Below are 15,521 nucleotides of genomic sequence, written 5' to 3' on the forward strand. Positions count from 1 at the left end.
GGTCACCCCTGCCCGTTGGCGATGGACATCGGCATGGGCATCGACCCGACCATGATCTCGCCGAGGGTCTCGGCGTCGCCGGCGCACAGGGCGCGCAGCACCTCGAGGAAGGTGTGCGCAACGGTCGCAGCGGCTGGGGCGTCGTACCAGCGGCGGTCGTAGAGCAGCTCCAACCGCAGCCGATCAGCGTCAACCACGTTGACGACCAGCGGATACTCAGTGCTCTCCACTGCGCCGGCCACGGTGAGCGTGGCCCGGCCGGTGCAGACCCTCGGCGACAGCGTCTCGGTCACCACGATGCTGTGGAACAGCGGCACCCCGCGCGGGATCCCGGTGCACTCCTGGACCTCGCTGAGGGGCGAGTTCTCGTGCTCCTGCATAGGCACCATCTGCGCCTGGACGTCGTCGAGCCAGGCGGGCACCGCCATTCCGGCGTCGAGGCGCACCCGGACGGGCAACGTGTTGAGCATCGGCCCGACGACCCGGTCGGCCCCCGGAAATGCGGCGGTGCGCCCGGAGACGGTGCAGCCGAAGAGCACGTCGTCGCGATCGGTCAGGTGACCGAGCGCTGTCGCCCAGGCGGCAGTGGCCACACTGGCCAGGGTGAGCCCGTGTCCGCGCGCGTATGCCCGGACGGTCCGCGTCTGCTCGTCGGTGAGGCTGAGCGTCACGTAGTCGCTCCCCCGGCGCTCCGCCTGCGGTGCCGGAACCGGCATCGGGGTGGGCTCAGTGACGTCGTGCAGCTGGGTGGCCCAGTACCGGCCCGATTCGACGGCATCCAACGTCCCGAGCCAGCCGACGTACTGCCGGAAGGCCGTCGCGGGCTCCAGGCGGGCCGGTCGTCCCTCCAGCAACGCCGTGTAGACCGCCATCACGTCGCGCAGGAGCAGGTCGACACTCCATCCGTCGAGCAGCAGATGGTGATAGGTGAGGATGCCGGTGACGGCGTCCTCCGAACGGCTCAGCACCAGTTTCCAGAGCACCCGGTCGAGGGTCATGCCCGTACTCCGCTCGGCGACCGCGACTCCGGCCGCATCGTCCACCGTACGGATGAACAGTTCCGGTTCCCGCCAGACGACCTGAACCGGTTCCTGCCCGCTCTGCCAGTCCACGGTGGTCCGCAGGATTGCGTGCCGGCCCGCGGCCTCGCGCCAGGCCCGCTCGAACAGAGCCAGGTCCACCGCACCGGTCAGCCGGAGGTTCTGCTGGTCGATGTAGACGCCCTCGTCCGGGCGCAGAAGAGTCTGGAACAGCATGCCGGCCTGGGTGGTGGTGAGCGGATAGACGTCCTCGACGACTCCGGGCCCGGAGGTGATGAGGCGGACTTCGTCGTCGGTCAGGCGGGCGAGCGGGAAGTCGGAGGAAGTGTGCCCGCCGGGGTGTGCGACGCAGTACCGCACCAGTTCGTTGACGTGGTCGAGGAACCGCTCGGCCACCGTCACCACGCTCGACTCCGCCAGCCGCTCCGGAGGGTAGGTCCAATCGACCAGGAGCCGGTCCTCGCGGATCTCGGCCTCGATCTCGATCGGATGGGTACGGCGCTGCCCGGGTGCACGGTCGGCGCCGCACACCGGTGCCAGCATGCGCAGCGGACCGGTGGCGGACGGCGGTGTCACCCGGCCGTGATAGTTGAACACCACCTCGGCGTCCTGCTCGGCGCGCAACCGATCCGCCTGCGGGCTGGTACTGAGGTGACGCAGGAGGGCATGGTCGAAGCCGCCGTGGGGCATCGAGCGGAGATGTTCCTTGACGGTGTCGAGTGCGGCGCCGAGGTCATCGCCGTCGATCGACGGTGCGAACGGCACCACCGAGGTGAACCAGCCGACCGTACGGGAGATGTCGATGCCGGGCAGGGGATGGTCGCGGCCGTGCCGCTCGACGTCCACCCGCACCGAGCCACCGGCCCAGTCCCGCAGGGCCCGGGCGAGGGCGGTCAGCAGCACGTCCTCGACCTGCACGTGCCGGGCGGCGGGGGCGCCGCTCAGCAGCAGCCGGGTGTCCTTCACGCCGAGCTCGGCGCGCACGGTGCTGGCGGCGCCGACGAGGTCGGAGCCCGCGTCCGGGTCGCCGGGCAGCGCGGTCCCGGTCGGCACGGTGAGCCGGTCACACAGAGCCAGCACCGTCGGGTCGTCAGCGCGCCGCTTGAGCGCTGCGGCCCACACGCCGGGGTGCACCTCCGGGGCCGGCAGGGCGGCGTCCTGCCCGTCGGTGTCACACGCCGCCGCCAGGTCTTCGACCAGGAACCGCCAGGACACCGTGTCGACCGCGAGGTGATGGACGACGACGATCAGGTTGGCCGGCCGGTCCCGGCGCGTGACGAGCGCTGCGCGTAGCAAGGGTCCGCGGGTCAGATCGAGGCTTGCCTGCACCCGGTCCGCGACGGCCGAAAGTTCCTCGTCGTCGGCGATCGACTCGTGGATCAACAGGTCGGCATCCCCGGGTGGCTCGATGTGCTGCTGCCAGCCCGCATCGGTCCGGGTGAAGCGCGCCCGCAGCGCCGGGTGCCTGTTCACGACGGCGCGCAGCGCTTCGGCTATCACCGTCGGGTCCTCGATCTCGGTCTCCAGCAGGACGGACTGGTTGTAGTGGTGTGCGTCGGCCAGGTCGCAATTCAGGAACCAGGCTTGCATCGGCGTCGGTGGCAGGGTGCCGCCGATGTCGCCGGCCTCCGCCCCGGCCGCGTCCGAGGCGGTCGCCACCGGCTCGGTGTGCGCCGCGAGGGTGGCCACCGTCGGATACCGGAAGATGAGCCTCGGCGTGATCTCCAGGCCCTCCGCGCGGGCCGCGGCCATGATCTGGATCGTCAGGATGGAGTCGCCGCCGAGTTCGAAGTAGTTGTCGTGGACACCGACCCGATCGAGGCCCAGTGCTGCGGCCCAGATGGCCGCGACCCGCACTTCCACCTCGTCGCGAGGGGCGTCGTATCCCCGGTCGGCGGGTTCCGCGACGAGGTCCGGGGCGGGCAACGCCCGACGCTCGACCTTGCCGTTGGCGTCCAGCGGCACCGCGTCGATCGCCACGAACAGCGAAGGGATCAGGTAGCCGGGCAGGAGCCGGCCGAGAAACTCGCGCAGTTCACCCGCGCCGGGCACGCCGCCTGCGTCGTCGGTACCGGTACCGCTACCGACGACGTAGGCGACCAGCTGGCGGCGATTCTGCTGATCCGACCGGGCCAACACGATCGCCCGCTCGACGCCGGGATGGGTGGCCAGATGCTGTTCGATCTCGCCGGTCTCGACCCGGTACCCGCGGATCTTCACCTGGTCGTCGAGTCGGCGCTGGAACTGCACGTTGCCGTCGGGCAGCTGGTAGCCCCGGTCGCCGGTGCGGTACATCCGCATGCCGGGGCGACCGGTGTAGGGATCGGGCAGGAAACGCTCCGCGGTCAAGCCGGGTTGGTGCAGGTAACCCCGGGCCGGGCAGACGCCGCCGATGTAGATCTCCCCCGGCACGCCGACCGGCGCCGGGGCCAGATTTCGGTCGAGTACGTACATCGTCGTGTGCGGGATCGGACTACCGATCGGCAGCAGATCCCGATCGACTGGATCACCCACCGGCGTGTACACCGAGTTCGCCACGGACGCCTCGGTCGGACCGTACTCGTTGAGGATGTCACTGTCCGGAGCGAGGCTCCGCCAGCGGCGCAACGCGGAAGACGGAAACGCGTCCGCACCGACGGCGAGCACCCCCGCCAGTCCAGCCGCCTCCGCGGCGGTGAGTTGCTGGGTGAGCAGCTCCAGGTGACCCGGGGTCATCTTGAGGAAGCTGTACGGGCCACCGCGCACCAGTTCCGCGGCCAGTTGCGCCGGGTCGAGCCCTTCCGGCAGCAGGCGGACCGGTCGGCCGAGCAGCAGTGGGGTGTAGAGGTTCGGCACGATCATGTCGAATCCGACGGATGAGAAGAGAGCCGTGCCGCCGTCGCGCCCGCCCGCGTACCGATCGGCGCAGAACCGCAAGTAGTTGACGAGGCCGCGATGGTGGCAGGCCACCCCCTTGGGTCGTCCCGTCGAGCCCGAGGTGTAGATGACGTAGGCGAGCTGGTCGGCGTGCCGGGCCCCGGGCGGGTCGGTGTCGTCCTGCTCAGCTATCAGCTCGGCGTCGCGGTCGAGCAGGCATACCTGTCCAGGTGGGTCGGTCAGCAAGGTCTGGTACTGGTCCTGGGACACCACATGGGACAGCCCGGCGTCGGCCATGATGGTGCGGACCCGCGCGGCCGGGTTGTCCGGCGCCAGGGGCACGTACGCGGCTTGCGCCTTCAGCACCGCGAGCAGGGTGACCAGCAGCTCGGGGCTGCGCTCGACGATCACGCCGACCAGGCTCTCCGGACCGACACCGATGCCCTTCAGGTGACGGGCCAGCCGGTTCGCCCTGGCGTTCAGCTCCCGGTACGTCATCGTCTGCTCGCCCCAGAGCAGCGCAGCGGCGTTCGGCGTGCGGCGGACCTGTTCCTCGAACAGGCCATGGATGGTGGCATCGTCGGGGCCGGGCACCACGGTGTCGTTGATGCTCAGCAGACGGTCGTGTTCGGCCCGGCTCAGCACGGAGGTGTCGCGGAGCAGCCGGCCGGGTTCCTCGGCGAACGCTTCGGCCACCGTACGCAGGTGGTCGGCGATGCGTCGCGCGGTCTCGGGCTGCACGGCGCGCAACTGGTGGCGAAGGAGGAAGCGGATCCGGTCCGGCTGCTCCTCCACCATCAGGATCAGCGGATAGCCGGTGCGCTCGTACGTCTCGGCCAGGCGCAGACCCGCAGCGTGCGCGGCCGGACCGGTGCCCGGCTGGTTCTGGGCGATGACGATGGTGTCGAACAACGGCGTGCCCCTCGGCATGTCGCTCACCGCCTGGATGTCCGGCAGCGCCGCGTGCGCGTGATCGCGCATCCGCACCAGGTCGGTCTGCAGGTCGTTCAGCCAGCCGGCCAGGGTGTCGCTCCCGTGGTAGCAGGCACGTACCGGAATGGTGTTGATGAACAGGCCGACCATGTCCTCCACCGCGGGCAGGTCGGCCGGTCGCCCCGCCACCGTCGACCCGAACACCACCTCGTCCTGTCCGCTGTAGACCGCCAGCAGCAGCGCCCAGAACCCGTGCGCCAGCGTGCTGGCGGTCAACCCCGCGTTCCGGGAGGCCGCACGCAGCCGGGCCAGCAGCGGGCCGTCGACGTCCATGGTGACCTCGCCGATCGTCCCGTCCGTGGCGGTGTCGTGGCCCGAACCGTGCACCTCCCAGGCCGTCGGCTCGGTCAGGCCGGCCAGGTACGCGCGCCAGAAGTCCTCGGTGGGTCCGCGATCCTGAGCGCGGAGCCAGTCGGTGAGACGCCGGTACGGCACGCCGTGGATCTCCGCGCGGCGCCCGGCACGCCGAGCAGCGTATGCGACGCCGAGTTGCTCGGTCAGCGTGGCGAGGCTCCAGGCGTCCAGGATCAGGTGATGGTGGCTGAGGACCAGCCGGGTGTGGGCTCCGAAGTCGATGAGAGTGGCGCGCACAGGTGGCGCCGAGACGAGATCGAACGACGCTAACCGGTCCTCCCGGAGGAACGCGGCGAAGAGAGCCGGGCGTTCGGCGTCCGGGCGGTCTCGCCAGTCGATCTTCCGGACCGGAAGCGCGAACCGCCGCAGCACCACCTGGGTCGGGTCGGCGACCCCCTCGAGCTGGACCCGGCTCCGCAGCACCGGGTGCGTGTCGACCAGGTCCTGGAGGGCCGCGGTCAGCGCCTCGTCGTCGACGGGCGCAACGGCGTCGATCACCGTCTGCTGGTGATAGTCCCCGCTGTCCTCGGACAGCTCGCTGTGGAAGAGCATGCCGGCCTGCATCGAGGTGAGCGGGTACGCGTCGGCGATGTCGGCGCGGTTGCGTAGCTCGGCCAGCGCCGGGTCCTCGACGTGACCGGCGACCGCCGGGGCACCCGTGGTCGGAACGACCTCGTCGGCAAGCCGGCGGACGGTCCGCAGACCGAGGATCTGCGCGGCAGTCGTCTGCAGCCCGGCATCCCGGGTGCGGACGATGATCTGCAGCGCGGAGATCGAGTCGCCACCCAGTGCGAAGAAGTCGTCGTCGATGCCGAGCTCGGCCAGGCCGAGCACCTCGCTCCAGACCGCGGTCAGGGTCCGCTGCGTCGGGTTCTCCGGGGGTGAGTACGGCGATCGCAGGTCGGCGCGGGTCAGCATGGGTACGGGCAGGGCCGCCCGATCGACCTTGCCGCTGGTGGTCAACGGAATGTGCGCCAGCGGCAGGTACATCGCCGGCAGCATGTAGGCCGGGAGGTCGCGGGACAACCACGACTCCAGCTCGTCGCGACCGGGCAGGGGACGGTCACCCGTACCGACGACGTAGGCCACCAGGCGGGTGTGCTGGTTCTCGCTGTGCGTCACCACGACGGCATCGGCCACCGCAGGGTGACCGCGCAGTACGGCGGAGATCTCCCCCAGCTCGATCCGGTTTCCATTGATCTTCACCTGGTGATCGACGCGACCCAGATAGTCCAACTGCCCGCCCGGCAGCGCGCGGACCACGTCACCGGTGCAGTACATCCGGTGCCCGCCGCCCGCGAACGGGTCGGGCAGGAACCGGTCGGCGGTCAGGTCGGCCCGGCGGTGATACCCGCGGGTGACGGCGACGCCGCCGATGTACAGCTCACCCTCCGTACCGGCCGGCACCGGTTCGAAGTTGTCGTCCAGCACGTACCAGGTCACGTTGTCGATCGGGTCACCGATCGGAACGCTCGTCCCGTCACTGCCCGGCTGCCAGGTGTGCGCCGACACCTCGATCGAGGTCTCGGTCGGCCCGTACATGTTGTGCACCTGCGCCGACATCAGCTTGGCGGCCCGGTCGGCCAGATCGGGCGGCAGTGCCTCGCCGGTGCAGAAGACATCGCTGACGCAGTCGAGATTCGCCACGGCGGGCTCGGTGACGAACTGGGCGAGCATGGACGGTACGAAATGGACGATGTCCACTCTCTCGGCTGCGATGATCTGCGCCAGATAGGCCGGATCGCGGTGTCCGCCGGGCCGGGCAAGGACCAACCGGGCACCGCTCACCAGCGGCCAGAACAACTCCCAGGCGGACACGTCGAAGCTGATCGGTGTCTTCTGCAGGATCGTGGTGCCGGGGCCGATGGGTCGCACGCGCTGGTGCCACAACAGCCGGTTGACGACCCCGCGGTGGGGGACCAGCACCCCTTTCGGGCGGCCGGTCGATCCCGAGGTGTAGATGACGTAGACCAAGTTGTCCGGATCGGCGGGCGCCGGGGGTGCCTCGCCCGGCGGAAGCGAGTCGATGTCGAGCACCGGTACGCCGGCGCCGTTACCGTTCATCAGACCGTCGTGGGTGAGGACCACCGGCGCCGCGGTGTCGGTCAGCATGAACGCCAGCCGGTCGACCGGATAGTCCGGGTCCAGCGGCACGTACGCGCAGCCGGCCCGGATGATGCCCAGCAGGCCGGCCATCATCGCCACACTCCGCTCGGCGCACAGACCGATCGGGGTCTCCGGCCCGAACCCCCGCCGGCGCAGGGCCGCGGCGACCGCCGAAGCCCGTGCGTCGAGGTCCGTGTACGACAACGTCACACCGTCCGCGGTGATGGCCGGTTCCTGCGGCGTGGCCGCGACCTGGGCTCGAAACAGACTGTCGACCGTGTCATGGGGGTTCGCTCGCATGGCCGCACCATCCCGAGGCCGGCTATCCACGGTCTATCGGCGCCCTATCCCCCCGGGACCGGAGCGGCATCCGGCGCCGACAGGGATCGAACAGGGCCTCGATAGGTCGACCGGGCAACGTCGCCGGCATGACCAAGCCAAGGGCCATCCTGCACTCGGCCGTCGTGGCGCAGAGTGACCGGACGCCGGATGCGATCGCCGTGATCGACGGGAACACCGCCCTCACCTACCGCGACCTCGTCTCGGGAGCGGATCGGATCGCCGGCGCCCTCGTCGCCGGGGGAACCCGTACGGACGACGTGGTGGCGATCGTGCCGGACCGGTCGGCGGCCATGGTGACGGCGCTGCTCGGGATCCTCCGCGCCGGCGCGGCCTACCTGCCGATCGAGCCCGGCACCCCACCGGCCAGGACCCGGCAACTGGTCGCCGACGCGCGGGCCCGGATCTGTCTGGCCGGGCCCGGCGAGATCGCCAGCACGGCCGAGGCGCTCCGGTCGGTCGCCGTCGTCCTGCCGTTCAGCGTCGCCGGGCCCACCCCGGGACCCGCACTGCCGGACGTCCACCCGGACGGCCTCTGCGCCGTCTACTACACGTCCGGCTCGACGGGGCACCCGAAGGGAGTGGCCTGCACGCACCGGGGCTGGACGAACCGGATGGACTGGATGCAGCGGCACCACCCGCTGAGTCCCGCCGAGACGGTTCTGCACAAGACGACGTTGACCTTCGACGACGCCGCGGTGGAGCTGTTCTGGCCACTGGCCGCCGGTGGCCGGACCGCGATGCTGGCGCCGGGCGCGCACCGTGACCCTCGCGCGATCATCGACGCGGCGATCAGGTACGAGGCGGTACACCTGAACTTCGTACCGTCGATGCTGGAGCTGGTCCTCGACGAGCTGACCGACGCCGATGTCCACCGGTTGCACCGACTCCGCAGCGTGCTGTCCAGCGGCGAGGCGCTGCCCGCCCGGCTGGCCGAGCGGTTCCTGGCCCGCTTCGGGGACACGGTGACCCTCGACAACACCTGGGGCGCCACCGAGGTCTCGATCGACTCGACCTGTCATACCTGCACGCCTGAGGACCGCTCCGGGCCGGTCGCCTCGGTCAGCATCGGCCGTCCGATCGACCGCAACGAGGTCCTGGTCCTCGACGACCGCATGCAGGCTGTCCCGGACGACGAAGCGGGCGACCTCTACATCGGCGGAATCGGCCTGGCCCGCGGTTACCTCCACGCGCCCGGGCGCACGGCGGCAGCCTTCCTGCCTCATCCGTGGCGGCCCGGCGAACGGGTGTACCGCACCGGCGACCGCGGCCGCCGTGACCGTGCCGGCCGGCTCCACTATCTCGACCGTCAGGACCGGCAAGTCAAGATCCGCGGGGTACGGATCGAGCTGGGCGAGATCGAGGCCGTGATGCGGGGATGCGACGGAGTGTCCGATGCCGCCGCGACCACCTGGCGCGGGCCGTCCGGCGACGCCCGTATCGCGTTGTTCCTGGTGGTCGACCAGCCTGGCCTGACGGCCGCCCGGCTGCGCGAGCATGCCGCCGCGACCCTTCCGGGATATGCCGTGCCGTCGGCCATCGAACTGCTCGACCACCTGCCCCGACTGCCCAGCGGCAAGCTCGACCGGCAGGCACTGCCGACGCCTGCGGCGGTCGAGCAGGACGAGCACGTGGCCCCCCGGACACCACCGGAAAAGGTGGTGGCCCGGATCTGGGAGGACATGCTGGGTGCCCCACGGGTAGGCGCCACCGACAACTTCTTCGCTCTCGGCGGGCACTCCCTGCTGGCCATCCGGACCACCAGCCAGATGATCCGCACCTTCGGCACCGACATCCCGATGAACCTGCTCTTCGAGCATCCGACGGTGGAGGCGGTGGCCGCCCGTATCGAGGAGCTGGTCGAGCGCCAGGTCGCCGCCCTGAGTGACGAGGACGTGCTGCGCATGGCGCGCAGCTGACCGGAAGGACAACGAGATGAGCACCACGGAGCAGTTCCAGGTCGTGATCAACGACGAGGAGCAGTACTCCATCTGGCCGCTGCACCGGACCCCTCCGGACGGCTGGCAGCCCGACGGCACGACCGGCACCAAGGATGACTGCCTCAGCCACATCGACGAGGTGTGGTCGGACATGCGCCCACTGTCGCTGCGCCGAAGCATGGACGGATAACCGACCCGGCGCGCGAAGGGGAATCCCGAATGACCGACACGACGAACATCCCATCGCCAGAAGCCACGGGCCCCAGCACCGTGGCCGCCGAGGGCTGGCTCCTGCGGCGACGACCCGGTGCGCCGGACGAGGATCGTGTCGTGGCGCTCGGACGCGATGCGGCACATTGCACCGAACTGCTCGACGGCGGGGATTCGTGGCTCGTCGCCCGTGGCCGGCCCGTCCCGCCTGCTTCGGTGGTGCTGATGTTCCCCGGCGTGGGCGACCAGCGTCCCGGTCTCAGCCGCGACCTTTATCACGCCGTACCCGCTTATCGGGCCGAGCTCGACCGGGTCAGCGAGATGCTCCGCCCCCTTCTCGATCAGGATCTGCGCGAGCTGCTGCTCACCGACGAGTCGGGCCCGACCGGGTGGTCCCTGCGGGAGCTCCTCCAGCGGGATGCCGGCGGTCCTCTCAGCCGGACCAGCCTCGCGCAACCGCTGGTCTTCGCCCTGGAGTACTGCCTCGCGCGGCTCCTGCTGCATTGGGGCGTCCGACCCGCCGCGCTGGTCGGATACAGCATCGGGGAGTACGTTGCGGCCTGCGTGGCCGGAGTGCTGGACATCCGGGACGCACTGACCCTGGTCACGCGCCGAGCGGCGTTGATCGAGGAGGTACCGGCCGGCGCCATGCTGGTCGTGATGCTGGATCCGGGCGACCTGGCCGAGCATCTCCGAGACGACCTGTGGCTCGCCGCAGTGAACGGCGCCGGGCTGTGTCAGGTGTCAGGGACGCCCTCGGCCGTCGCCCGGCTGGCGGAACGGCTGACCTCTGCGGGTGTCGCCACTCTTCCGGCGCCGGCCCGGCACGCCTTCCACTCCCCGCTGATGGATCCGGTCGCCCGGCCGCTGGAGCGTCTGCTGGAGAACATTCCCCTCACGCCGCCGAGCATCCCGGTGCTCTCCAACGTCACCGGTGACTGGCTGACCGACGAGGAAGCCTGCTCGCCCGGCTACTGGGCCCGGCACCTCTGCCAGCCGGTCCAGTTCGCCGGCAACCTGGCGCGCATGTGGGGGATGCCGCGCGTGCTGGCGGTCGAGGTCGGTGCCGGGCAGATGCTCACCTCGCTCGCCAACCAGCACCCCGCGCGTCCCCGCGGCCCGGGGACACCACCGGTCGTCGCCACCCTGACCAGCCGCGGCAACGACCATGGCGAGGTGGCCGCGATGGCCCGGGTGCTGGCACACGCCTGGGCGAACGGCGCCTGGGAACCCACCGCGGCCGGATCCGGGCCGGCGGACGCCGAGAGGGGAAAATCATGGACTTCGCGCTGAACGAGGACCAACGCCGGCTGCGCACCGAGATCATCGAATTCGCGCAGGCACGCCTGGGCGAGCAGGCCGGTGCGAACGACCGCGAGGCACGGTTCGACCGTGCGGGGTGGGACGAGTGTGCCCGGTTCGGGGTGTTGGGCTGGCCCTTCCCGGCCGAGTACGGAGGCGCCGGACTGGATCCACTCAGCTGCGTCGTCGCCTTCGAGGCGCTCGCCTACGGATGCGCCGACAATGGTCTGGTCTTCGCGATCAACAACCACGTCTGGGCCTGCGCCGTGTACATCGCTGAGCACGGCACCCCGCAGCAGCGCAAGCAGTTCCTGCCGGGCCTGATCGACGGCTCGACGATCGGCGCACACGCGCTCACCGAGCCGGACGTGGGCTCTGACGCCCTGTCGGTGACCACCAGGGCCGTCGAGGAGAACGGTCAGTACCTCCTCACCGGAACCAAGTGTTTCATCAGCAACGCACCGGTGGCCGATCTGTTCGTGGTCTTCGCCGTTACCGAACCCGATGCGGCGCCGCAGGGGCGGCTGTCGGCCTTCATCGTCCCGGCGTCGACGCCGGGCGTCCGGGTCGTCCGCGAGATCGGTAAGGCCGGTCTGCGCGGGACCCCGATGGGCGAGGTCAGGTTCGAGGATTGCGTGATCCCGGAGGACTACCTGCTCGGCGCTGCCGGTGGCGGATACCGGCTCTTCACGTCGGCGATGGAGTACGAGCGCGGCTTCATGTTCGCCGCCCAGGTCGGCGCCCTCCAGCGGGTCATGGAGCGGTCCGTGGCGCATGCCAGTGCGCGCCGGCAGTTCGGCCGACCGATCGCCGCTTTCCAGGGCGTCTCACATCCCATCGCTGACATGCGAGTCCGTCTGGAGCTGGCCCGCCTGCTGCTGTACAAGGTCGGCTGGCTCAAGCGGGAGGGCCGGATGGCGATGCTGGAGGCGGCGATGCTCAAGCTGTACGCCAGCGAAGGTCTCGTCGATTCCGCTCTGGCAGCCCTGCAGATCCATGGCGCCCGAGGCTATGTCGAGGACCAGCCGATCGAACGTGAAGTACGCGACGCGCTGGCCGGCACGGTCTACGGCGGCACCTCGGAGATCCAGCGCAACATCATCGCTTCGCTGATCGGCCTGCCCGCATGAACAGCCGGCTCGCGACCTGTCATGCCCGAGGAGGCATCTCTTGACCACCCTCACCATCGCCATGGAACAGCCGCTGTCGTCTGTTTCCGCCGAGGAGTTCGGCCGCCGGATCTTCTTCGCCACCGCTGACATCCTCAACTTCCGCTTCGTCCGGAACGGCGATGAGGTCACCGCCGTCGACCTGACGGTGGCCGACCAGGGAGACGTCGACCAGGTCCGGCGCAAGGTCAACGCTGTACTGAACGACGATGTCCTGAGCCAGCTGACCCGTCCACCGAAGGTCATCTGGTCCTCCCCGGCCGAGCGTCCCGTCCCGGACGGGACCTTCGACCGGCTCATGGCCGACGGGGAGGCGTCGCCTTCCGGCCAGGGCCAGGTGGCGCTGGGCCCACAGATGCTGCACCTGATGGACGCCCTCGACGACACGATTCGCGACATCGTCGTGGACGAGTTCCGCGCGCGCGAACAGCGTTACCCGACGCTGATCCCGGCATCCGTGATGCACCGCTGCGGCTACCTGACGTCCTTCCCGCAGTACCTGATGTTCGTCAGCCGCCTGCACAGCGATCGAGACGTCTACCGCGACTTCGTGACGGACACCAGCACCGGCGGAGCGATGGTGCCCGATGTGCTCGACCGGTGCGCCGGCGTGGACTACTGCCTCCCTCCGACCATGTGCTATCACACCTTCCACCAGCACGCCGACGGAACGCTGCCGGAGGACGCCGGCGTGGTGACCGCCCGCGGCAAGTCGTTCCGCCACGAGGAGAAGTACCACAGCGGTCTGGAGCGGCTCTGGGACTTCACCATCCGGGAGATCGTCTTCCTGGGCGACCGCGACCATGTGACAGCCGGCCGGCAGCGCCTCCTCGACCGCATTCTGGGTCTCACCGAGGATCTCGGCCTCAGCGGCCGGTGCGAGGTGGCGAGCGATCCGTTCTTCGGCGATCTCGACGTGGCCGCCCGCGCCACCTCGCAGCGTCTGCTCGAGCTCAAGTACGAGCTGCGGCTCGACGTCGGCGGCAGCCGGGACATCGCGGTCGGGTCGTTCAACCTCCACGAGCGCACCTTCGGATCGGCCTTCGGCATCCACATGTCCGACGGGGAGGTCGCGCACTCCGCGTGTGCCGGATTCGGCCTGGAGCGGCTGGCCTATGCCGTCGTGTGCCAGCACGGACTCGACCCGGCCGGCTGGCCCGCCCGGGTCGCCGAGTTGCTCGCCGCGCCTGACGGCCGATGAGTCATGACAACTGAAAGGGGATTACCCGTGCGAGAGAACATCGCCGTCATCGGGGCGGGAACCATGGGGATCGGCGTCTCGCACGCCTTCGCCGCCGGCGGCCACCACGTGACCCTGGTGGACATCGGCAAACCCGCTCTCGACCGAGCGGCCGAAGAGATAGCGCGTAACGTGCGGCTCTTCGGCATGGTCGGTGGTACGCCGGAGAGCACACCGGGCGCAACGCTGGCGGCGATCACGTTCAGCACCGAGCTCGCTGACGTGGCCGACGCCGACTTCGTGGTCGAGAACATCACCGAGAACTTTTCGCTCAAGCAGCGGGTGTACCGAGAGCTGGACGAGATGTGCAAGCCCGCCGCGGTCTTCGGGGTCAACACGTCCGCGATCCCGATCACCCGCATCGCCGGGCTGACCGAGCGGGCCGACCGGGTCGTCGGCACCCACTTCATGAATCCGGTGCCGCTCAAGCCGCTGGTCGAGGTCATCCGCGGTTTCCACACCTCGCCCGAGACCATCGCCTTCACCCGTGACCTGATCTCCCGGCTCGGCAAGGACACTGCGGTGGTCGAGGACTCGCCCGGCTTCGTCACGAATCGCGCCATGATGCTGATGGTCAACGAGGCCATCTGCCTGTTGCAGGAGGGCGTGGCACCGGCGGCCGAGATCGACCGGCTCTTCGTCCAGTGCTTCGGGCACCGCATGGGACCACTGGCCACCGCCGACCTCATCGGCCTGGACACCGTGCTCTATTCGCTCGACGTCCTCCTGGAGAACTTCAACGAACCCAAGTACCGCCCGAGCCTGCTGCTGCGGAAGCTCGTCGACGCCGGTCACCTGGGCCGCAAGACCGGGCAGGGCCTCTTCGACTACCGCACCACGGACCCCACAACCGTTCCGGAAAGGAACTGACATGCAGAACCACCTGGACACGATCCGTGCGTTCGTCCGGCGGCAGGCCGACGGCATCGCCGACGACGAGGACATCTTCGCCAACGGTTACGTGAACTCCCTCTTCGCCGTGCAGGTCATCATGTTCGTGGAGCAGACGTTCGGCATCACGGTGGCCGGGGACGACCTCGACATCCGCAACTTCCGGTCCATCGCCGCGATCGACCAGTTCGTGGTCGACCACGCCGGTGATCGGCTGGTCGCCCCGCTGTAGCCCTCGTCCCGCACGACGAACTGGCCGGCTGCCCGTGGGCAGCCGGCCAGTTGGTCTGTGGCGGTGAGGTCACCCAGCCGGCGGGGAAACCGGGGTGGCGACTGCCAGCAACGACCGCATCACCGCCCTGGACGAGCGCATCCGGGCGGCCAGTTCGTGCAGCGCCAGCAGCAGGTGCGCGTCACCGGAGCGGTAACGCAGCACACTGATCCGGATGAGCGGGCCCATCACCGGATCCAGCGGGCGGTCACGCTCGAGGTTCAGCCGCGTGCGGGCGGCCTCGTCCTCGATGTCGATCTGATGGGTCTCCACATAGACCTCCGGCGCTACGGGGCACGGCTCGTAGCGCCAGCCACCCTGGTCACGACGGACCCGATCGGCCAGTTCGGGTACGTCGTCGATCAATCGCTGTTGGGCCGCCGCCAGACTGTCGACACTTATCCCGTCGGACGCATAGCGGACGACGACCCGGCGGAACCGCCGCGACGGCCCGTCCCGCAGATCCTGCAGGAATAGATCGACCTCCGGCGGCTCCAGATAGCGCATACGGTGGTCACTCCCCCTCGGCGATGCGGTCCGACGCGGTGGCCGGCGGTCGCTGCTGAAGCCGTCCCACCGACACCACGACCGTCACGACTGTTGTACGAACCATGGCTTTCGCCGGGCTTCCGCCTCGGTCGACCGTCGGCCTGCGATCGCGTCCTCATGACGGCACGAGCCGACAGCACGCCGATAGGCCCGGCAGTGAGTATCGGTGCTGCACCACCCACCGGCTGGTGTGAACCGGCTTGTCGAGAGGGCGGCGGATAGACATGTTCACTATGGCGGCAGCAGCACCAACGCCGTTGT

At 69.8% G+C, this 15,521-nt stretch carries 9 protein-coding genes; 7 read left to right on the plus strand and 2 right to left on the minus strand.

The window, feature by feature from the left end; all coding sequences use genetic code 11:
- Nucleotides 1–2 precede the first annotated feature (2 nt).
- Nucleotides 3–7,649 carry a non-ribosomal peptide synthetase gene (locus GA0070564_RS10420; RefSeq protein ID WP_091606453.1) on the minus strand — a complete coding sequence of 2,549 codons (7,647 nt, stop codon included), beginning with the start codon at nt 7,647–7,649 and terminating at the stop codon, nt 3–5.
- 128 nt (nt 7,650–7,777) lie between these two features.
- Here GA0070564_RS10420 and GA0070564_RS10425 point away from each other — a divergent pair, with 128 nt between their 5' ends.
- Genes GA0070564_RS10425 through GA0070564_RS10455 form a run of 7 tightly spaced genes read left to right on the plus strand, consistent with a single transcriptional unit; the run spans nt 7,778 to nt 14,672 of the window.
- Entirely contained in the window at nt 7,778–9,607 is a 1,830-nt protein-coding gene (locus GA0070564_RS10425) for a non-ribosomal peptide synthetase (RefSeq protein WP_091606456.1), read from the plus strand.
- A 16-nt stretch (nt 9,608–9,623) separates the two neighbouring features.
- A complete protein-coding gene (locus GA0070564_RS10430; protein WP_091606459.1) occupies nt 9,624–9,818 on the plus strand; it encodes an MbtH family protein in 195 nt (64 codons plus the stop codon).
- 29 nt (nt 9,819–9,847) lie between these two features.
- Entirely contained in the window at nt 9,848–11,131 is a 1,284-nt protein-coding gene (locus tag GA0070564_RS10435; protein WP_091606462.1) for an acyltransferase domain-containing protein, read from the plus strand.
- Complete coding sequence (locus GA0070564_RS10440) at nt 11,116–12,270, plus strand: acyl-CoA dehydrogenase family protein (RefSeq protein WP_091606465.1); 1,155 nt, start codon at nt 11,116–11,118, stop codon at nt 12,268–12,270. The genes GA0070564_RS10435 and GA0070564_RS10440 overlap by 16 nt, the downstream gene beginning before the upstream one ends.
- Before the next feature lie 40 nt (nt 12,271–12,310).
- Nucleotides 12,311–13,510: a class-II aminoacyl-tRNA synthetase family protein gene (locus tag GA0070564_RS10445; protein ID WP_091606468.1), complete on the plus strand. Its 1,200-nt coding sequence runs from the start codon at nt 12,311–12,313 to the stop codon at nt 13,508–13,510.
- 27 nt (nt 13,511–13,537) lie between these two features.
- Nucleotides 13,538–14,419, plus strand: coding sequence for a 3-hydroxyacyl-CoA dehydrogenase family protein (locus GA0070564_RS10450; protein ID WP_091606472.1), 882 nt, complete (start codon nt 13,538–13,540; stop codon nt 14,417–14,419).
- 1 nt (nt 14,420) lies between these two features.
- Nucleotides 14,421–14,672 (plus strand): phosphopantetheine-binding protein, encoded by a 252-nt coding sequence (locus GA0070564_RS10455; RefSeq protein WP_091606476.1) that lies wholly within the window; start codon nt 14,421–14,423, stop codon nt 14,670–14,672.
- A gap of 69 nt (nt 14,673–14,741) precedes the next feature.
- Here the strand turns inward: GA0070564_RS10455 and GA0070564_RS28840 are convergent, their stop codons facing one another.
- On the minus strand, nt 14,742–15,218 hold the full coding sequence (locus tag GA0070564_RS28840) for a hypothetical protein (RefSeq protein WP_141714744.1): 477 nt from the start codon (nt 15,216–15,218) through the stop codon (nt 14,742–14,744).
- Nucleotides 15,219–15,521: the final 303 nt, after the last annotated feature.

The organism is Micromonospora mirobrigensis (genome assembly GCF_900091555.1).
In the GTDB taxonomy this organism is placed as follows: Bacteria; Actinomycetota; Actinomycetes; order Mycobacteriales; family Micromonosporaceae; genus Micromonospora; species Micromonospora mirobrigensis.